16 protein-coding genes are annotated in these 18,022 nt (G+C 71.2%); 10 read left to right on the top strand and 6 right to left on the bottom strand.

Annotated features, from left to right (window positions below; all coding sequences use genetic code 11):
* Nucleotides 1–78: 78 nt before the first annotated feature.
* Nucleotides 79–501 carry an ATP-binding protein gene (locus ACIP63_RS28080; protein ID WP_401520987.1) on the top strand — a complete coding sequence of 141 codons (423 nt, stop codon included), beginning with the start codon at nucleotides 79–81 and terminating at the stop codon, nucleotides 499–501.
* 15 nt (nucleotides 502–516) lie between these two features.
* Here ACIP63_RS28080 and ACIP63_RS28075 read toward each other — a convergent pair whose 3' ends face one another.
* From ACIP63_RS28075 to pdhA, 4 genes are all read right to left on the bottom strand, one after another.
* Nucleotides 517–1,056 carry a hypothetical protein gene (locus ACIP63_RS28075; RefSeq protein WP_401520985.1) on the bottom strand — a complete coding sequence of 180 codons (540 nt, stop codon included), beginning with the start codon at nucleotides 1,054–1,056 and terminating at the stop codon, nucleotides 517–519.
* 120 nt (nucleotides 1,057–1,176) lie between these two features.
* Complete coding sequence (locus ACIP63_RS28070) at nucleotides 1,177–2,577, bottom strand: dihydrolipoamide acetyltransferase family protein (RefSeq protein WP_401520982.1); 1,401 nt, start codon at nucleotides 2,575–2,577, stop codon at nucleotides 1,177–1,179.
* A 10-nt stretch (nucleotides 2,578–2,587) separates the two neighbouring features.
* Nucleotides 2,588–3,568, bottom strand: coding sequence for an alpha-ketoacid dehydrogenase subunit beta (locus tag ACIP63_RS28065; protein ID WP_401520979.1), 981 nt, complete (start codon nucleotides 3,566–3,568; stop codon nucleotides 2,588–2,590).
* A gap of 2 nt (nucleotides 3,569–3,570) precedes the next feature.
* Entirely contained in the window at nucleotides 3,571–4,719 is a 1,149-nt protein-coding gene (pdhA, locus tag ACIP63_RS28060; protein WP_401520978.1) for a pyruvate dehydrogenase (acetyl-transferring) E1 component subunit alpha, read from the bottom strand.
* Between the two features lie 345 nt (nucleotides 4,720–5,064).
* Between pdhA and ACIP63_RS28055 the strand changes: the two genes are divergently transcribed.
* From ACIP63_RS28055 to ACIP63_RS28045, 3 genes are all read left to right on the top strand, one after another.
* Nucleotides 5,065–5,724 (top strand): response regulator, encoded by a 660-nt coding sequence (locus ACIP63_RS28055; protein WP_401520976.1) that lies wholly within the window; start codon nucleotides 5,065–5,067, stop codon nucleotides 5,722–5,724.
* 84 nt (nucleotides 5,725–5,808) lie between these two features.
* Nucleotides 5,809–6,324: a pyridoxamine 5'-phosphate oxidase family protein gene (locus ACIP63_RS28050; protein ID WP_401520973.1), complete on the top strand. Its 516-nt coding sequence runs from the start codon at nucleotides 5,809–5,811 to the stop codon at nucleotides 6,322–6,324.
* A gap of 25 nt (nucleotides 6,325–6,349) precedes the next feature.
* Nucleotides 6,350–7,405, top strand: a complete 1,056-nt coding sequence (locus tag ACIP63_RS28045; RefSeq protein ID WP_401520971.1) for a phosphotransferase — start codon at nucleotides 6,350–6,352, stop codon at nucleotides 7,403–7,405.
* A gap of 25 nt (nucleotides 7,406–7,430) precedes the next feature.
* Here ACIP63_RS28045 and ACIP63_RS28040 read toward each other — a convergent pair whose 3' ends face one another.
* A complete protein-coding gene (locus ACIP63_RS28040) occupies nucleotides 7,431–9,044 on the bottom strand; it encodes a protein kinase (protein WP_401520968.1) in 1,614 nt (537 codons plus the stop codon).
* Nucleotides 9,045–9,338: 294 nt separating this feature from the next.
* Between ACIP63_RS28040 and ACIP63_RS28035 the strand changes: the two genes are divergently transcribed.
* The 6 genes from ACIP63_RS28035 (at nucleotide 9,339) to ACIP63_RS28010 (ending at nucleotide 16,746) form a co-directional block, all read left to right on the top strand.
* Nucleotides 9,339–10,982, top strand: coding sequence for a protein kinase (locus tag ACIP63_RS28035; protein ID WP_401520965.1), 1,644 nt, complete (start codon nucleotides 9,339–9,341; stop codon nucleotides 10,980–10,982).
* A 171-nt stretch (nucleotides 10,983–11,153) separates the two neighbouring features.
* Nucleotides 11,154–11,666, top strand: a complete 513-nt coding sequence (locus tag ACIP63_RS28030; RefSeq protein WP_401520963.1) for a hypothetical protein — start codon at nucleotides 11,154–11,156, stop codon at nucleotides 11,664–11,666.
* 71 nt (nucleotides 11,667–11,737) lie between these two features.
* Nucleotides 11,738–12,361 carry a PadR family transcriptional regulator gene (locus ACIP63_RS28025; protein WP_401520961.1) on the top strand — a complete coding sequence of 208 codons (624 nt, stop codon included), beginning with the start codon at nucleotides 11,738–11,740 and terminating at the stop codon, nucleotides 12,359–12,361.
* A gap of 104 nt (nucleotides 12,362–12,465) precedes the next feature.
* Nucleotides 12,466–13,230, top strand: a complete 765-nt coding sequence (locus tag ACIP63_RS28020) for an ABC transporter ATP-binding protein (RefSeq protein WP_401520958.1) — start codon at nucleotides 12,466–12,468, stop codon at nucleotides 13,228–13,230.
* Nucleotides 13,227–16,091, top strand: coding sequence for an FtsX-like permease family protein (locus tag ACIP63_RS28015; RefSeq protein WP_401520956.1), 2,865 nt, complete (start codon nucleotides 13,227–13,229; stop codon nucleotides 16,089–16,091). Before ACIP63_RS28020 ends, ACIP63_RS28015 begins: the two co-directional genes overlap by 4 nt.
* Nucleotides 16,092–16,197: 106 nt before the next feature.
* Nucleotides 16,198–16,746 (top strand): bacterial proteasome activator family protein, encoded by a 549-nt coding sequence (locus ACIP63_RS28010; protein ID WP_401520953.1) that lies wholly within the window; start codon nucleotides 16,198–16,200, stop codon nucleotides 16,744–16,746.
* 234 nt (nucleotides 16,747–16,980) lie between these two features.
* On the opposite strand, the gene ACIP63_RS28005 is transcribed toward ACIP63_RS28010, so the two are convergent.
* Entirely contained in the window at nucleotides 16,981–17,967 is a 987-nt protein-coding gene (locus ACIP63_RS28005; RefSeq protein ID WP_401520950.1) for an NAD(P)H-quinone oxidoreductase, read from the bottom strand.
* Between the last annotated feature and the right edge of the window lie 55 nt (nucleotides 17,968–18,022).

Below are 18,022 nucleotides of genomic sequence, written 5' to 3'. Positions count from 1 at the left end.
ACCGCCCGGCGGAAGTGCACCGCCCTGCCCTGCGCAGGCGCGACATCGCCACCGCCCGCACCCAAGGAGCTCGCGCGCATGACCGCAGCCCAAGAGATCCCGGCCCCCGAACCCGTACTCCACGAGGACCGCCTCGACTACACCCCGACCGCCCGTAGCGTCTCCCTCTGCCGCCGGCGGGCGGCGCGCCTCGTCGCGGAGTGGGGGCAGCCCCATCGCGCCGATGAAGCCGCGCTGCTGGTCAGCGAGTTGGCGACCAACGCCTTGTTGCACGGCTGCATGCGCGGGCGGCTCTTCCGGGTGCGTCTCATCCTCACCGGCGCCGCCCTCCGCATCGAGGTCAGCGATCCCCGCGGCGAGCGGCTGCCCGGGCTGCGCCAAGTCGGCGCCGACGACTGTTACGGGCGGGGGCTGCTCGTCGTCGCCCGGCTCGCCGACCGCTGGGGCGTCGAGCCGCGCACCGTCGGCAAGACCGTCTTCGCCGAACTCACCGTGGGGTGACTGCGGAACGGCAGTTCAGGCGCCCTCCTCCGCAAGGGACAGCGCTTCGGCGATCGTGCGGGTGGCGAAGTCCGGGTCGTCCGTGATGCGGTTGATGTGCTCCGCGAGCAGGAACGCGGTGGCCTCCAAGGGGTTCATCTCCTCTTCGGTCCACTCCCCGTACTGCTTGCGCCACAGGTTGGGGCTCAGGCCCGTACCCGCGGCGACGACCAGGCCGGCCATGGTGGGGATGGCCTCGGGGCGGATACTCCTGGGCATCTGGCGCAGCGAGGCCACGAGGGTGGGGACCACGTACTCGATGACGTCCTTGTCCTGCGCTTCATGCGCCTGCCGGAGCCAGCTCATGAACATGTAGATGATCGTGCACGTGCCGTCCAGTACGTCTTCGGCACCCCCAGGGCCCAGGGAAGCGACGACCTGCTCCGCCAGCGCCCTTTGCTCCAGGTCGCTCTCGGCGTTGCCGTCGCGGATGCTCTTGAGCCGGGAGTCGATCATCATCAGCGCGCCGCCCACATCGCCGGCGGGAGCGTACTGGGGGTCACAACTCGATGACACAGGGCGGCTCCTCGGGTGACTGCGTCGGGTGACGCATCCTGCCCGCAGAGTAGTCGCACACACCGTCGGCGCACATGCCGATGGGCCCGCGCGAACATCGCGCGGGCCCATCTCACATGCTTACGCCCAGGTGATCAGCCGCTTCGGCTGCTCCAGGACCGCCGCGACGTCCGCGAGCACCTTGGAGCCGAGCTCGCCGTCGACCAGCCGGTGGTCGAAGGAGAGTGCCAGCGTGGTGACCTGGCGGGGCTTCACCTTGCCCTTGTGGACCCACGGCTGGAGCTTGATCGCCCCGACCGCGAGGATCGCGGACTCGCCCGGGTTCAGGATCGGCGTACCCGTGTCCACGCCGAAGACGCCGACGTTGGTGATGGTCACCGTGCCGCCCGCCATCGCGGCGGGGGACGTCTTCCCCTCGCGTGCGGTGGAGACGAGCTCACCCAGTGCCTCGCCCAGCTGGGGCAGGGTCTTGTCGTGCGCGTCCTTGATGTTCGGCACGATCAGACCGCGCGGGGTGGCGGCGGCGATGCCCAGGTTGACGTAGTGCTTCTGCACGATCTCCTGGTTGGCCTCGTCCCAGGCGGCGTTGACGCCGGGGTTGCGCTTGATCGCGACCAGGAGCGCCTTGGCGATGATCAGGAGCGGATTGACCCGGACCCCCGCCATCTCCTTGTCCTCCTTGAGCTCCGCCACGAGCTTCATCGTGCGCGTCACGTCGACGGTCACGAACTCGGTGACGTGCGGCGCGGTGAAGGCGCTGCCGACCATGGCCTGCGCGATGGCCTTGCGCACGCCCTTGACGGGGATGCGGGTCTCGCGGCCCGCCCGGTCCACGGGTACCGCCACGGGCGCGGGGGCCGGGGCGGCCTCCTCGGCCCGTACGGCCGCCTCGGCGGGGGCGGGGGCGGGGGCGACAGCCGCGTGGACGTCCTCGCGGGTGATCACGCCGCCCTCCCCGGTCGGGGTGACCGTGGCGAGGTCGATGCCCAGGTCCTTCGCCAGCTTGCGCACCGGCGGCTTGGCGAGGGGACGGCTCTCCACGGCCTTCGCGCCGTGGCCGTTGATCTCGGCCTGGATCGCGGCGGCGGCCGGCCCCGGGATCTCGGCCCCCTTGCGGGCCCGGCGCTTGGTGGAGCTCTCCGCCACGCCGTAGCCGACGAGCACCGGCTGACGGCCCTTGGGGGTCTCCTCCGCCGCGGGTTCCGCCACGGCCTCCTGCACGGGCTCCGGCTCGGCCGGGGCGTCACCGCTGCCCGGTGCCACGTCCACCGCGATGATCACCTCGCCGACGTCGACGGTCGAGCCCTCGGGGAAGCGCAGCTCGTGCACCACCCCGTCGAACGGGATCGGCAGCTCGACGGCGGCCTTGGCGGTCTCTACCTCGCAGACCACCTGGCCGTCCGTGACGGTGTCGCCGGGCTGGACGAACCACTTGAGGATTTCCGCCTCGGTCAGTCCCTCGCCCACGTCGGGCATCTTGAACTCACGGAAACGAGCAGACGTTTCGGTCATCGTCGTCACGACCCTCTCCTCAGTACGCCAGCGAGCGGTCGACGGCGTCGAGCACCCTGTCGAGCCCGGGCAGGTACTCGTCCTCGAGCCGGGCCGGCGGGTAGGGGGCGTGGTAGCCGCCGACACGCAGCACCGGCGCTTCGAGGTGGTAGAAGCAGCGCTCGGTGATCCGGGCCGCGATCTCGGCCCCGGAGCCGTAGAACACCGGCGCCTCGTGGACCACGACGAGCCGGCGGGTCTTCTCGACCGAGGTCTGTACGGCGTCGAAGTCGATCGGGGACATCGACCGCAGGTCCAGGACCTCGATCGACTTGCCCTCCTCCTGCGCCGCGGCGGCGGCCTCCAGGCAGACCTTCACCATCGGGCCGTACGCGACGAGCGTGAGGTCGGAGCCCTCACGGGCCACGGCGGCCTTGTGGAGCGGGCCGGGGATGGCCTCGGTGTCGAGCTCCCCCTTGTCCCAGTAGCGCCGCTTGGGCTCGAAGAAGATGATCGGGTCGTCGCTCTGGACGGCCTGCTGCATCATCCAGTAGGCGTCGCTCGCGTTGGACGGCGAGACGACCTTCAGCCCTGCCACGTGCGCGAACAGCGCCTCGGGCGACTCGCTGTGGTGCTCGACGGCACCGATGCCGCCGCCGTACGGGATGCGGATGACGACGGGCATCTTGATCTTGCCGAGGGCCCGGGCGTGCATCTTCGCGAGCTGCGTGACGATCTGGTCGTACGCGGGGAAGACGAAGCCGTCGAACTGGATCTCGACGATCGGGCGGTATCCGCGCAGCGCCAGGCCGATCGCCGTACCGACGATGCCGGACTCCGCGAGCGGGGTGTCGATGACCCGGTCCTCGCCGAAGTCCTTCTGGAGGCCGTCCGTGATGCGGAAGACCCCGCCGAGCTTGCCGACGTCCTCACCCATGATGAGGACCTTGGGGTCGGTCTCGAGAGCCTTGCGCAGGGACTCGTTGAGCGCCTTCGCGATGGACATCTTCTCAGCGGCCATGGCTAGTTGCCCTCCTCGGCGAACGATGCCTGGTAGGCGGCGAACTGGGCGCGCTCCTCGTCGACGAGCGGGTTGCCGTCGGCGTAGGCGTGGTCGAAGATCGCCAGCCGATCCGGGTCGGGCATGGCCCGCACCGCTTCGCGGACCCGCTTGCCGAGGGTCTCGCTCTCCTCCTCCAGCGCGGTGAAGTACGCCGCGTCGGCGAGGTCCTGCTTCTCCAGGTACGTACGCAGCCGCAGGATCGGGTCCTTGGCCTCCCAGGCCGCCCGCTCCTCGTCCGCCCGGTACTTGGTCGGGTCGTCGGAGGTGGTGTGGGCACCCATCCGGTAGGTGAACGCCTCGACGAGGGTGGGTCCCTCGCCCCGCCGGGCCCGCTCCAGCGCCGACCTGGTGACGGCGAGGCACGCGAGTACGTCGTTGCCGTCGACCCGTACGCCCGGGAAGCCGAAGCCCTGCGCGCGCTGGTAGAGCGGCACGCGCGTCTGCTTCTCGGTCGGCTCGGAGATCGCCCACTGGTTGTTCTGGCAGAAGAACACGACGGGGGCGTTGTAGACGGCGGAGAAGGTGAAGGCCTCCGCGACATCGCCCTGGCTGGAGGCGCCGTCGCCGAAGTACGCGATCACTGCCGAGTCCGCGCCGTCCTTGGCGACGCCCATGGCGTAGCCGGTGGCGTGCAGGGTCTGCGAGCCGATGACGATCGTGTACAGGTGGAAGTTGTTGGTGTTCGGGTCCCAGCCGCCGTGGTTCACGCCGCGGAACATCCCGAGCAGATTGGTCGGGTCGACGCCCCGGCACCAGGCGACGCCGTGCTCCCGGTAGGTCGGGAAGACGTAGTCGTCGTCGCGCAGCGCCCGGCCGGAGCCGATCTGCGCGGCCTCCTGGCCCAGCAGCGAGGCCCACAGGCCCAGCTCGCCCTGGCGCTGGAGCGCGGTGGCCTCGGCGTCGAAGCGGCGGGTCAGGACCATGTCCCGGTAGAGACCGCGGAGCTCGTCCGCGCTCAGGTCGATCTCGAATTCCGGGTGCTCGACGCGCTCGCCCTCGGGCGTCAGCAGCTGTACCAGCTGGGGCTCGGTGGTTTGTGGCGTCTTCGCGGCGCTGGTCCGCTTGCTGCTGCGTCGCGGTTTGCGCGCGGCAGTGCTCTCCACGGTCACGTGCGTGCTCCTCCGTCGGTCCGGCCCCCGGGATGGCCGGGAACCAGTGCGGCTCGCCTGTGTCCGGACCCGTGCACGGGGTGGGTGCGACTCGACCGGAACAGGCGTGACAGGTGCCCCGGCGAGCGTCCTGTCATAAGCACGTTACCCAGTGCATCGCATAACTGCGAAACACCTTGTGACCTGCGATTTTGCTTGGATTTCCAAGTAAATCCAGAAAATCGCCAAGTCCCGCTGGTCACAGCACTGGTAACAGCCTTGCAGGCGGCCGGAACAACGGCACGTTATCCCGGCCCGCAGTCGCAGGGAAGGGCGGACGACAAAGGAGTGTGTGAGACTTCGAATGTGCGCGAAGAAGGAAAAATCACGGTATTCCTGCTCGATGATCACGAAGTCGTCCGGCGCGGGGTCCACGAGCTGCTGTCCTCCGAGGAGGACATCGAGGTCGTCGGCGAGGCGGGCACGGCCGCGGACGCGCTCGCACGGATCCCGGCGACCCGCCCCGACGTCGCCGTCCTCGACGTCCGGCTGCCGGACGGCAGCGGGGTGGAGGTCTGCCGCGAGGTCCGCTCGCGGGACGAGAACATCAAGTGCCTCATGCTCACCTCGTACGCCGATGACGAGGCCCTCTTCGACGCGATCATGGCGGGCGCCTCGGGGTACGTACTGAAGGCCATCCGCGGCAACGAGCTGCTCGGCGCCGTGCGCGACGTGGCGGCCGGCAAGTCCTTGCTGGACCCGGCGGCCACCGCCCGCGTGCTGGAGCGACTGCGCGAGGGCAAGGACGGCAAGGGCGACGACCGTCTCGCGGGGCTGACCGAGCAGGAGCGCAAGATCCTCGACCTGATCGGCGAGGGGCTGACGAACCGGGTGATCGGCGAGCGGCTGCACCTCGCCGAGAAGACCATCAAGAACTACGTCTCCAGCCTGCTCTCCAAGCTGGGCATGGAGCGGCGTTCACAGGCGGCGGCGTACGTGGCGAGGCTTCAGGCCGAGAGGCGCTGAAGGGGCGGGGCAGGGACTTTGGTCCCTGACCGTCGGGGGCGGCGGACCCTTACCCGGCTCCTACCTGTCGCGGAGAGTGGGGGCATGCTTTCTTCCCGCCCCTCCGACACCGGCACCGCGGCAGGTGCCGGCACATCCGGCCCTCCCGGCGCGTCGGGCCCTTCCGGCCCGACGGCCTCCACCGTCTCCTCCGTGGCGGACAAGCGCCGGGCCATCGAGCTGCTCGGCAGTGTCCGCTACGGCCGGCTGGCCATGAGCATGCGGGCCCTGCCCTTCCTGGCGGTGGCCCGGCACCTGGTGGTCGAGGGCGGTGTCGTCCTGCGGATGCACAGGGGACTCGGCTTCCACGAGTCCTGCGACGGAAGCGTCGTCGCCTATGGGGCGGACAACTTCAACTCCCCCGCGTCAGGCGGTGCGGCGGACCTCTGGTCGGTGCAGTTCACCGGCCCCGCCGAGATCGTGGAACCCGCCTCCGACCAGCGCGAACGCTTCGGGGCCGGCCCGGCCGAGGTGAACGGCGAGCACTTCGATCCGGTGTATCTGAGGCTCGATCCGCACCTCTCCCATATGCACACTCTGACCTTCGACGCAAGTCCGTAAAACCGGCCACTCAGCGTCACCTAACATGTGGCGAGTGCTGCGCTCATCTGTGACCCTTCCGCCTGTCCCTCCGGTCGTCGAGGTCCTGCGCCGCTACCCGGACGCCGGTGAGCCCCTCGCGTGCGAACCGATCGGCAAGGGCCTGCTCAACCACGGTTACCGCGTGTCCACCACCCGCGGTTCGTACTTCCTCAAGCACCATCTCGACAAGCACCACCTCGACGACGCCAGCGGCGACCACGCCACGATCGTCCGGCAGCACCGGGCGACCCAGCAACTGCACTCCCTCGGTGTGCCGGTGGCCCCGCCGCTCTCGGACACGGAGGGTGACACGGTCACGGTGATCGACGGGCAACGCTACGCCCTGCACCGGTGGGTGGACGGACTCCACCGGGACGGCGCCCAGCTGACGACCGCCCAGTCACGCCGGCTCGGGGCGCTCCTCGGCGCCGTGCACATGGGTCTGGAGCAGGTCATGGAGACGGACCCGCCGCCTCCGGTACGGGGCCAGAGCCCTGATCCCGCCGACACGTTCACGCTGATCGACGAGCTGCTGACGGCCGCGCGGCACATGGGCCCCCGGGACGCCTTCGACGAGCTCGCCGTGCACCGCCTCGTCGAGCGCCGTGCGCTGCTGGAGCAGCACGCGCACCGCCGCCCGCCCATGCCCGAGGGCTCTGCCAGGGGATGGGTGCACGGCGACTTCCACCCGCTGAACCTCCTCTACCGGGGCGCCGACCCCGTCGCCATCGTGGACTGGGACCGGCTCGGCGTGCAGCCGCGCGCCGAGGAGGCCGTACGGGCGGCGGCGATCTTCTTCGTACGGCCCGACGGCGAGCTGGCGCTGGAGAAGGTCCGGGCGTACGCCCGCGCCTACCGGCGATCGGCGGGCGCCGGGGCGGCCGAGCTGGCGGCCGCGGTGCACCGGGTGTGGTGGGAGCGCCTCAACGACTTCTGGATACTGCGCTGGCGCTACCGCCTGCACGACCGCAGGGCCGACCCGCAGTTCCCTGCGGTGTCGGCCCTGGCGGTGTGGTGGACGCGTGAGTACGAGGCGGTCGGCGAGGCCTTCACGGGGTGAGGGCCCCTAGGTCACCGCCTCGTGGTCACCCGGCGGTGGCGCCCGCAGCTCCTGCGGCGGCGCCCTCGGCGGCGCCGGCCGAGGTGCCGGTGGTGCTTCCCTCCGTGGTCGCTCCCCCGTCGTCACCGGTGCCACCGTCGTCGGTGCCACCGTCGTCACCGGTGCCGCCGTCGTCACCGGTGCCGCCGTCCGTCGTCGTACCGCCGTCCGACGTCCCGCCCGTGCCCGGGCTCGGCGTCGTGGGTGTCACCGTCGGCTCCTGCGTCGGCTCGGTCGGGTCGTTCGACGGGGTCCACGTCGGCTCGTCCGTGGGCCAGGTCTGACCGCCCGTGGAGCCGCTCGGCTCCTCGGTCTCCTCGGTCTCCTCGTCCGTCGGCTCCGCCGAGGACGGGGTCGGTGACGTGGAGGACGACGTGGAGGGCGTGACCGGGGCCTTCTTGTTGCCGCCGTCGCCGTTGGCCGCCTGGAGGGCGAACGCGACGCCCGCACCGATCGCGATCAGCGCGAGCACGACGAACAGCCACATCTTGCCGCGGCCGCCGCCTTCGCGGTGACTGCCGCCCGCGTACGCCCCGTCGTCGGGGTTCATGGGCGGCAGGATCGGGCCCTGCGAGGTGTCCCCGTGCATGGGGTGCCCCATGGCCGCCGTGCTGCCGCCGACGTTCATCGCGGCCGTGTGACCGCTGTCGTGCACGTTGACCGGGCCGGTGTTCCACGTGCCCGTGTGCCCGCCCTGGACCTGCAGCATCTGCAGGCTGTACTGGACGAGCCCGCGCATCTCCTCGGCGCTCTGGAACCGGTCGTCCGGGTCCTTCGCGAGGGAGCGCATGACGAGGCCGTCCAGCTCCGGCGGGACGGCCCCGGCGGCCTGGGAGGGCGGGACCGGGGTGTCCTGGACGTGCTGGTAGACGACGGAGAGCGGGGTCTCGCCCGTGAACGGGGGCCGCAGGGCGAGCAGTTCGTAGAGCAGGCAGCCGGTGGCGTACAGGTCGGAACGGTGGTCGACGGCCTTGCCGAGCGCCTGCTCGGGGGAGAGGTACTGGGGCGTGCCCATGACCATGCCGGTCTGGGTCATCGTCGACTGTGCGCCGTGCAGCGCGCGGGCGATGCCGAAGTCCATCACCTTGACGGCGCCGGAGTGCGTGATGATCACGTTCGCCGGCTTGATGTCGCGGTGCACGATGCCGTGCTGGTGGGAGTAGGCCAGCGCCTCCAGGACGCCCGAGACGATGATCAGCGCCTGCTCGGGCGGCGGGGCCTCGGCCTCGAGCAGCAGATCGCGGATGGTGTTGCCCTCGACGAGCTCCATCACGATGTACGGCACGGTCGACCCGCCCACGACATCCTCACCGGAGTCGTACACGGCGACGATCGCGTGGTGGTTGAGCCCCGCGACCGACTGTGCCTCACGCGTGAAGCGGGCCTTGGAGACCGGGTCCTCGGCAAGGTCGGAACGGAGCAGCTTCACCGCCACCGTGCGCCCCAGACGGACGTCCTCCGCGGCGTAGACCTCGGCCATGCCGCCGCGGCCGAGCCGGTGGGTCATGCGGTAACGGCCGTCTCCGACCACACCGCCGACACCCCAGGAGTCGGTGCCATCCGAAACTCCGCCGCCGTTTGCTTCGGATCCGGGTGCCATCAGTCCTCGCCGTCGTATCTGTCCGCGCGTCCGCGGGTTCTCACGGTGCCTTGCTGCATTGCCACGTCACGCTACAGCCTCTGTCCGACACACCGGTTTCCAGAGTGACCGGTCATCCAATCGGCTCGCGTGCCTTACGCGCAAATTCCATGCTCTTCCTGTAACGCTTCCGAGACGCTTCTTGTGCGTAGGGTCACGGAACGGGCACCCGGCTTGACGTGTCGTACCCCTCGGGCAGACTTGGCGCGTAATAGGGATGATCGCGTCCGTCGGGCGCCGAGGGGGATGCAAGTCATGAGCCACGACGGGGCACACGGCGCACAGGGACGCTACGCGGGCGGTTCCGTGGCCGGCGGCCGCTACCAGCTGCGCGACCTGCTCGGCGAGGGCGGCATGGCGTCCGTCTATCTCGCGTACGACTCGGCCCTCGACCGCCAGGTCGCCATCAAGACGCTGCACACGGAGCTGGGGCGCGAGCAGTCCTTCCGCGAGCGATTCCGGCGCGAGGCGCAGGCCGTCGCCAAGCTGCAGCACACCAACATCGTCTCGGTGTTCGACACGGGCGAGGACGAGCTCGGCGGCGCGCTGATGCCGTACATCGTCATGGAGTACGTCGAGGGGCAGCCGCTCGGCTCCGTGCTCCAGTCGGACATCCAGCAGTACGGCGCGATGCCGGCCGACAAGGCGCTCAAGGTGACGGCCGACGTGCTCGCCGCCCTGGAAACCAGCCACGAGATGGGCCTGGTCCACCGCGACATCAAGCCCGGCAACGTGATGATGACCAAGCGCGGCGTCGTCAAGGTGATGGACTTCGGCATCGCCCGTGCCATGCAGTCCGGCGTCACCTCGATGACCCAGACCGGCATGGTCGTCGGCACCCCGCAGTACCTCTCCCCCGAGCAGGCGCTCGGCCGCGGCGTCGACGCGCGCTCCGACCTGTATTCGGTCGGCATCATGCTCTTCCAGCTGCTCACGGGACGCATCCCGTTCGACGCGGACTCCCCGCTCGCCATCGCGTACGCGCATGTGCAGGAGGAGCCGGTCGCCCCGTCGAGCATCAACCGGTCGATCACACCCGCGATGGACGCCCTCGTCGCCCGCGCGCTGAAAAAGAACCCGAACGAGCGCTTCCCGAGCGCCGCTGCGATGCAGGACGAGATCACCCGCGTCCTGAACGCGAGCGGTCCCGCGGGCGCCCCGGTGATCATCGGCGGCGGTTCCCCGGCGAACAGCGGCTCGGGCGTCGGTTCGGCGGTCTTCCCGCCCGTCGACCAGGCCACCCCGGCACCGCACAGCGTGCAGACGCCGTACCAGCCGCACCCCCACCAGCAGCACCAGCCGGGCCCCTACGGCGTACCGACCCCCGCCCCCACGCCGGGCTACGGCTACCCGCAGGCGGCCCAGCCGTACGGCACCCCGGCCCCGGTGGGGCACCAGACCCCGCCGCCGTACACGATGTCCCCGCAGCCTTCGACGAGTGCGGGCGGCAGCGGCGGGTCCAGGCGCAACATGCCGGTCGTCGTGGGGTCGATCGTGGTCGCCCTGGTCGCGATCGGCGGCCTGATCGCCTTCCTCAACATGGGCGGCGACTCGGAGAACGGCAAGGGCGGCGGCGACCCGAGCTCCAGCGAGTCCAGCGTGGCCGGCGAGCACAGGCCGCCGGAGCGTAACCGGACGATGGACGAGGAGGAGTGCACCGACGCCACGGAGGACACGGACGACCCGGCGAAGGTCCAGGCCCCGAACTTCGTCTACAAGGACATCCTCTCCGCGAAGGCGTGCGCCCAGGCCGCAGGCTGGACGATCAAGGAGATCAAGGTGGAGGGCAACACCTACGCCGAGGACCAGGTCATCGACCAGTTCCCGACCTCGGGCGCGGCCGTGGCCGAGCGGAACGCCCACTTCGAGCTGCGCATCGCGACGGGTGACCCGGCCTGACCGCCGGCCGCCTCCCTCCGCCCGCTGCCGGGCCTTCCCGCGCTGACCCGGCGCGGTTGAGGTGCGGCGTCCGGACGCACCCGGGATGCCGGACATATCGGTGCGTGTGACGCTGATCCCATGCCTCCAGGACTCCCGGCTTCACGGTCGTCACGGTGCGTCACCTGTCTGGTGACAGTGGTCGGGCTGGCACTCGGGCCCCCCGCCCTGGCGTACGGGGAGGACGGGGCCGTCGCGTCCGTACGCCCGGCGCAGCCGGCCCGGTCGGCACACCTGGGACATCCGGATACGGCCGCGGTTCTCGCTCCGGCTCCGGCTCCGGCGAGGCCCTCGGGCTCCTCTTCCCCCACCGCGAGCCCGTCCGCCTCCGCCGCCGAGTCGCCTCTGGCCGGGCGGCAGGCCGGGGAGGGGCGGGCGCGGCCGGGGAGGTCCCTCTCCCCCCTGGAGGCCGCGGACTCCGAGGCAGCGGCGGACGAGATGCCTCCGGATCCGGATCCCGTGAAGGTTCCCGCGTTCACACCACCGCCCGGGGCGTTCCCGGAGCCCGGTGAGACGGCGCGGCAGCGGCAGGCGCTGGACGAACCCGCCATGGAGCAGGTGCGGGACGTGTCGCTGGGAAGCGGAATCGCCCTGGTCGGGCTGGGACTGGCCTTTCTGGCCGTCCGTATGCGCCGCCCGGACTGACCCGTCCGACCGGCGGGGGCGTTGGCCAGGGACGCTTGCGCCGAGCAACATACTGGGTATACATACTCAGTATGTCGATCCGCCACGGGCTGCTGGCCCTCCTTGAGCGGGGACCTCGGTACGGCTCCCAGCTCCGCACCGAATTCGAGTCCCGCACCGGTTCCACCTGGCCGCTGAACGTCGGGCAGGTCTATACGACGCTCAGCCGTCTGGAGCGCGACGGCATGGTCGCCCAGGACGGTGAGGACGACGCGGGCCACGCGCTCTACTCGATCACCGAGGACGGGCGGACCGAGCTGAGGAGCTGGTTCGAGACCCCCGTCGACCGCAGCAGTCCGCCCCGCGACGAGCTGGCGATCAAGCTCGCGATGGCGGTCGGGGCGCCCGGCGTCGACATCCGCGCCGTCATCCAGTCCCAGCGGAGCCACACGCTGAAGGCCATGCAGGACTACACCCGGCTGAAGGCCCAGGCGCTCGCCGACGTACCCGCCGACCGGGACGAGGTCGCCTGGCTGCTCGTCGTGGAGCAGCTGATCTTCCAGGCGGAGGCGGAGGCGCGCTGGCTCGACCACTGCGAGTCCCGTCTCGTGCGCCTCGCCGAGGCCGCCGCGACCGAACCCGCCGCACGCCCCGCCGCGTCCACGACCCGTGGGGCCACGCGGTCCGCCGCCTCGCGGCCGTCCGCCCGCCGCTGACCACCGGCGGCGGCAGCCGATCCGGCCTGCGGCGCCACTCCGGCCCGCGCCACTCCGGCCCGCGGCCCCTTTCCGTACATCGTTCTCAGGGGGAACAGCCCACCATGTCCTCGTCCGTCCCCGCACCGTCCACCGGTCTCTCCGTGGACGCTCCCGTCCTCGAACTGAGGGCCCTGACCCGCACCCACGGCTCCGGCATCGCCGAGGTCCACGCCCTGCGCGGCATCAACCTGTCCGTCCACACCGGTGAGCTCGTCGCCGTGATGGGGCCCTCCGGTTCCGGCAAGTCCACGCTTCTGACCCTGGCGGGCGGCCTCGACGCCGCGACCAGCGGCCAGGTCGTCATCGAGGGCCAGGACATCTCCACGCTCGGCCGCAAGGGCATCGCGCGTCTGCGCCGGCGCAGCGTCGGTTACGTCTTCCAGGACTACAACCTGATCCCCGCCCTCACCGCCGCGGAGAACATCGCCCTGCCGCGCGAGCTCGACGGCGTCTCCGTACGCAAGGCGCGCAAGGAGGCCATGGCCTCGCTGGAGGAGATGCACCTCGCGGAGGTCGCCGACCGCTTCCCGGACGAGATGTCCGGCGGCCAGCAGCAGCGCGTCGCCATCGCCCGCGCCCTCGTGGGTGACCGCCGCCTCGTACTCGCGGACGAACCGACCGGAGCGCTCGACTCCGAGACCGGTGAGGCCGTGCTCGCCCTGCTCCGCAACCGCTGCGACCAGGGTGCTGCCGGGGTGATGGTGACGCACGAGCCCCGGTACGCGGCCTGGGCGGACCGGGTGGTCTTCCTCCGGGACGGGTCGATCGTGGACCAGACGGTGGCCACCGCCGCCGAGTCCCTGCTCGCCGCTGAAGGTGCCGAGTGAGCGTTCTCACCGGGTGGCGCGCCGCCCTCCGGATCGCCCGGCGCGATGCCCTGCGGTCCAAGGGCCGCAGCGCGCTCGTCGTCGCGATGATCGCTCTGCCGGTCCTCGGTGTGACGGCCGCCGACGTGACGTACCGCAGTTCCACAGCCACCGTGGCCGAGAACCTGGTGGCCAAGATCGGGGCGGCGGACGCCGTGTTCAGTTCGGCGGGCATCGGGCCCGCCCCTCTGGAGCAGATGCCCGACGCCAGCACGTGGGGCACTCCTGACGACGGGGCCGAGGTGGCGGCCGAGGACGAGCGTGCGCCCGTCGATGTGCCGGCCACGTTCCCGAAGGGTTCGCGCTACCTCACCGAGCAGTCCGTTCCCGCCGTGGTCACCACGCGGCACGGGGTCGCCAACACCGAGATCGTGGAGCTGCGCACCTCCGACCCGGCGGTCCGGGGCAGGCTCGACCTGGTCGACGGGGCGTACCCGCACGGTGAGGACGAGATCGTCGCGACCGAGAGCTTCCTGGAGTCCGCCGGGCTCGGTGTCGGCTCCCGCACGACCCTGCGCGGCCCCGAGCAGACGTACACGATCACCGGCAGCGTCGAGCTGCCCGGGGAGCTCGACAAGAGCGCGCTGTACGCCGACCCGGGGGCGGTACTCGCCCCCTGGAAGGCGGCGGCCGACCGTGACAAGAAGGTCGTCCCGCCCTACCCCGGCGACATGACCTGGCTCGTCAGCGGCCCCGCCGGCGACGGTATCTCCTGGCCTGATGTGCTCAAGGCCAACGAGACGGGCGTCGTGGTGCTGTCCCGTCAGGTCGCTCTCGATCCGCCCCCGGACTCCGAGGTCCCGCTGCTCTCGCACCAGGACATCTCCTCCTACGGTGAGAGCTCCTCGGAGCTGAGCGCGGCGGTGGTGACCGTCGTCGCCATGGCGGTCCTGGAGATCGTCCTGCTGGCCGGCCCCGCGTTCGCCGTGGGAGCCAGGCGCTCGCGCAGGCAGCTCGGTCTCGTCGGCACCTGCGGCGGCGACCGGGGCCAGGTGCGGGCCGTCGTGCTGTCCGGGGGCCTGGTGCTCGGCGCGGTGGGAGCCGTGACCGGTGTCGCCGCCGGAATCGGCCTCACCGTCCTGTTCCGTCCGATGATCGAGGGCTGGATGGGAAGCCGTTTCGGCGAGCTGGACATCCGCCCCTGGGAGCTGCTGGGCATCGCCGTCATCGGCCTGGTCACCGGTGTCCTGGCGGCTCTGGCGCCGGCGATCGTCGCCGGCCGGCAGTCGGTGCTCGAATCACTCACCGGGCGCCGCGGTACACGCCGGAGTTCACGCGTCCTCCCCGTCGTGGGCTGCGTGGCACTCACGGTTGGCGTGGCCGTCGCCGTGTACGGCGGCACGACCGGCGACACCCAGTTCGTCGCCGGCGGCTCCGTGGTCGCCGAACTCGGGGTGCTCGCCTGCATCCCGGTGATCGTCGGCTTCCTCGGAAGGCTCGGCACCCGCCTCCCGCTCTCCCCTCGCATGGCACTGCGCGACGCGGCACGTAACCGAGGCCGTACGGCGCCGGCCGTCGCCGCCGTCATGGCCGCCGTGGCGGGCACCGTCGCCATCGCCACGTACACCACCAGCGTCATGGCGGAGCACGACTACGACCACATGCGCTCCCTCACCCCGGGGACGGTGGCGCTCGTGGCCTCCGAGCCGACCGCCGTCGACCAGCTCTCCCTGGCCAGGACCGCCGCGGAGCAGAATCTGGCGGTCAGCGGCGGCCGCGCCGACATCGGGCGGGCCTGGGCCGGTTCCGACTGCACGGTCTACTACGAGGAGGAGAACAGCTGCGGAACGCTCGAACTGGTCAAGCCCACCGGTGAGGGCCACAGCTGCCCGCTCCAGGGAGAGGGTGCCAAGAAGCTCGCCGAGAGCCTCTCCGCCGACGAGCACAAGAAGCTGATGAGCTCCCCCGCCTGCGTCGACGAATACCTCACCGCGGGAGCGCTCTACACCGGCGACAGCCACATCGTCATAGGGGACGCCGCGCTGCTCAGGTCGTACGTGAAACTCGACGACCCGGCGGCGGCCGAAGCCCTGGCGGCCGGGACTCCCGTGCTGCTCAACCCCGCGTACGCGCAGGACGGTCAGGTCACGCTCAAGGCCGTACACACGTACAACGAGCGCGACAAGGAGAACCGCAAGCTCCATCCGGGGGAGGCCAAGGCCACCACCGACCGGCTGAAGGTCTACGTCGCTCCCGCGAAGTACGCCGCCACCCCCGGGATCCGGATGATCCTGCCGCAGCAGGCCGCGGACCGGCTCGGGCTGCACACCGCGGCCTACGGGAGCATCTACACCGTCACGCACGCGCCGACGGACGCCGAGCAACAGGCGGTGGCGGCTGCGTTCACCCAGGCCGGCAACGGGGTCTACCTCCAGGCTCCGAATCCGGTGGAGACGCGCGACGAGGATGTGATCCTGCTGATCCTCGCTCTGTTCGCGGGCGTCGTCACACTCGGCGCTGCTGCCATCACCACCGGTCTCGCGAAGGCCGACGCGGAGGCCGACCTCACCACGCTCAGCGCGGTGGGGGCTCCGCCCGGCGTGCGGCGTTCACTCTCCGGATTCCAGTGCGTGGTGGTCGCGCTCACGGGTGTGCTTCTCGGCACGGCCGCGGGCGTCGTGCCGGCGGTGGCCCTGCGGCTGGTGGACCTGCGGGAGGCGATGGGAGCGATGCGTGACGAGCCCATGGACTCCGCGTACACACCCATCGTGATGCCGTGGGAGACCATCGGGCTGCTGGCCCTGGTCGTACCGGTGCTGGCAGGGCTGCTGGCCGCCGCCTTCGCCGGATCACGGCTGGCCCTGGCGCGGCGCGCGGGGTGAGCGCCCCCGTGAGGTGAGCGGCTGTTCCGGTGCCCCCGGGAAGGGTGATCTTGCCTTTCCGGGGGCACCACCGTGTTGTACAGCCGGTGTGGGAGACAATGGCGGCATGGAAATGCCGAGGAATGAACGGTCGCAGGAGCACCCCCAAGTCCTCGTGGTGGGGCAGGACGGAATGGCCATCGGCGGCGGTGGGGGTGACGACGAGTCGCGCGAGGTTCCGGTGACGGAGATGGTCGAACAGCCCGCGAAGGTCATGCGGATCGGCAGCATGATCAAGCAGCTTCTGGAGGAGGTCAGGGCGGCTCCTCTCGACGAGGCGAGCCGTGTCCGGCTCAAGGAGATCCACGCGAGCTCGGTGAAGGAGCTCGAGGACGGCCTGGCGCCGGAGCTCGTGGAGGAGCTGGAGCGGCTCTCGCTGCCGTTCACCGAGGAGTCCGTCCCCTCCGAGGCCGAGCTGCGGATCGCGCAGGCCCAGCTGGTCGGCTGGCTGGAGGGTCTCTTCCACGGCATTCAGACGGCGCTGTTCGCCCAGCAGATGGCGGCCCGCGCGCAGCTGGAGCAGATGCGCCGCGCCCTTCCTCCGGGCGTCGGCATCGAGGACGAGGAAGGCGGCGTCGACCCGCACGGACCGGCGCGCTCCGGCCCGTACCTCTAGTGACCTGATTCCCTACCGACCGCGGTACGCACCGGGGCCCGGCACACACCGAGACACCGAGTGTGCCGGGCCCCGCGTCCGTCTTGAGCGCTCGCGTCAGGCCTTGGGCGCTCGCGTCAGGCCTTGGGCGCTCGCGTCCGTCCTGCTCGCTCACGTCCGTCCTGGGCGCTCGCGTCAGGCTTTGGGGGCTCGCGTCCGTCCTGCGCGCGCTCGCGTCAGGCCTGGGCGCTCGCGTCAGGCCTTGGGCGCGGCCAGGAGGATCTTGCCGATGTGGCTGCTGGACTCCATCAGCCGGTGGGCTTCCGCCGCGTCCGACATCGGCACCGTGCGGTCCACCACCGGCCGGACGACGCCGTCTGCGAGCAGCGGCCACACGTGCTCGCGTACCGCCGCGATGATCGCGGCCTTCTCCGCGAGCGGTCGCGCGCGGAGCGACGTGGCCGTGACGGCTGCCCTCTTGCTCAGCAGGGCGCTCAGGTTCAGCTCCCCCTTGGCGCCGCCCTGAAGACCGATGATGGCGAGACGGCCGTTCACAGCGAGGGCCCGCACGTTCCGGTCCAGGTACTTCGCCCCGACGATGTCGAGGATGACGTCCGCACCGGTGCCGTCCGTCGCCTGCCGCAGCTCCTCGACGAAGTCCTGCTCGCGGTAGTCGATCAGGATGTCGGCGCCCAGCTCCTGACAGCGCGCCAGCTTCTCCGGGCCTCCCGCCGTCACCGCGACGCGCGCGCCGACGGCCTTGGCGAGCTGGATCGCCATCGTGCCGATGCCACTGGAACCGCCGTGGACCAGGAGGGTCTCGGCGGGCCGCAGGTGGGCCACCATGAAGACGTTGGACCAGACCGTCGCCGCGACCTCGGGCAGCGCCGCCGCCTCGACCAGGTCCACGCTGTCGGGCACGGGCAGCAGCTGTCCGGTCGGCACGGCGACCTTCTCCGCGTATCCGCCACCCGCGAGGAGTGCGCACACCTCGTCGCCCACGGACCACCCGGTCACCCCGGGGCCGAGCGCCGTGATACGGCCCGCACACTCCAGGCCCGGGTACGGGGAGGCGCCGGGCGGGGGGTTGTAGAAGCCCTGCCGCTGCAGCACATCAGCCCGGTTCACCGCGCTGGACACGACCTCGACGAGAACTTCGCCCTCGCCGGGTACGGGATCGGGGACCTCGGCCCATACGAGCGCTTCGGGGCCGCCGGGTTCGGGGATCGTGATCGCATACATGGCCGCGAGGCTACTCCGTACAGAGTCCCGGACGAGGGTGGACCTGCCTGCGCCG

Source organism: Streptomyces sp. NPDC088746 (assembly GCF_044751065.1).
GTDB lineage: Bacteria > Actinomycetota > Actinomycetes > Streptomycetales > Streptomycetaceae > Streptomyces.
Note: the sequence above shows the minus strand (reverse complement) of the source record. Positions and strands in the feature narration are given on the sequence as shown.

Coding starts and splice junctions, on each gene's coding strand:
- ACIP63_RS28035 (WP_401520965.1), top strand. CDS start 9,339: ATGAGCCACGACGGGGCACACGGCGCACAGGGACGCTACGCGGGCGGT.
- ACIP63_RS28005 (WP_401520950.1), bottom strand. CDS start 17,967: ATGTATGCGATCACGATCCCCGAACCCGGCGGCCCCGAAGCGCTCGTA.
- ACIP63_RS28065 (WP_401520979.1), bottom strand. CDS start 3,568: ATGGCCGCTGAGAAGATGTCCATCGCGAAGGCGCTCAACGAGTCCCTG.
- ACIP63_RS28040 (WP_401520968.1), bottom strand. CDS start 9,044: ATGGCACCCGGATCCGAAGCAAACGGCGGCGGAGTTTCGGATGGCACC.
- ACIP63_RS28045 (WP_401520971.1), top strand. CDS start 6,350: ATGTGGCGAGTGCTGCGCTCATCTGTGACCCTTCCGCCTGTCCCTCCG.
- ACIP63_RS28010 (WP_401520953.1), top strand. CDS start 16,198: ATGGAAATGCCGAGGAATGAACGGTCGCAGGAGCACCCCCAAGTCCTC.
- ACIP63_RS28080 (WP_401520987.1), top strand. CDS start 79: ATGACCGCAGCCCAAGAGATCCCGGCCCCCGAACCCGTACTCCACGAG.
- ACIP63_RS28050 (WP_401520973.1), top strand. CDS start 5,809: ATGCTTTCTTCCCGCCCCTCCGACACCGGCACCGCGGCAGGTGCCGGC.
- ACIP63_RS28020 (WP_401520958.1), top strand. CDS start 12,466: ATGTCCTCGTCCGTCCCCGCACCGTCCACCGGTCTCTCCGTGGACGCT.
- ACIP63_RS28025 (WP_401520961.1), top strand. CDS start 11,738: ATGTCGATCCGCCACGGGCTGCTGGCCCTCCTTGAGCGGGGACCTCGG.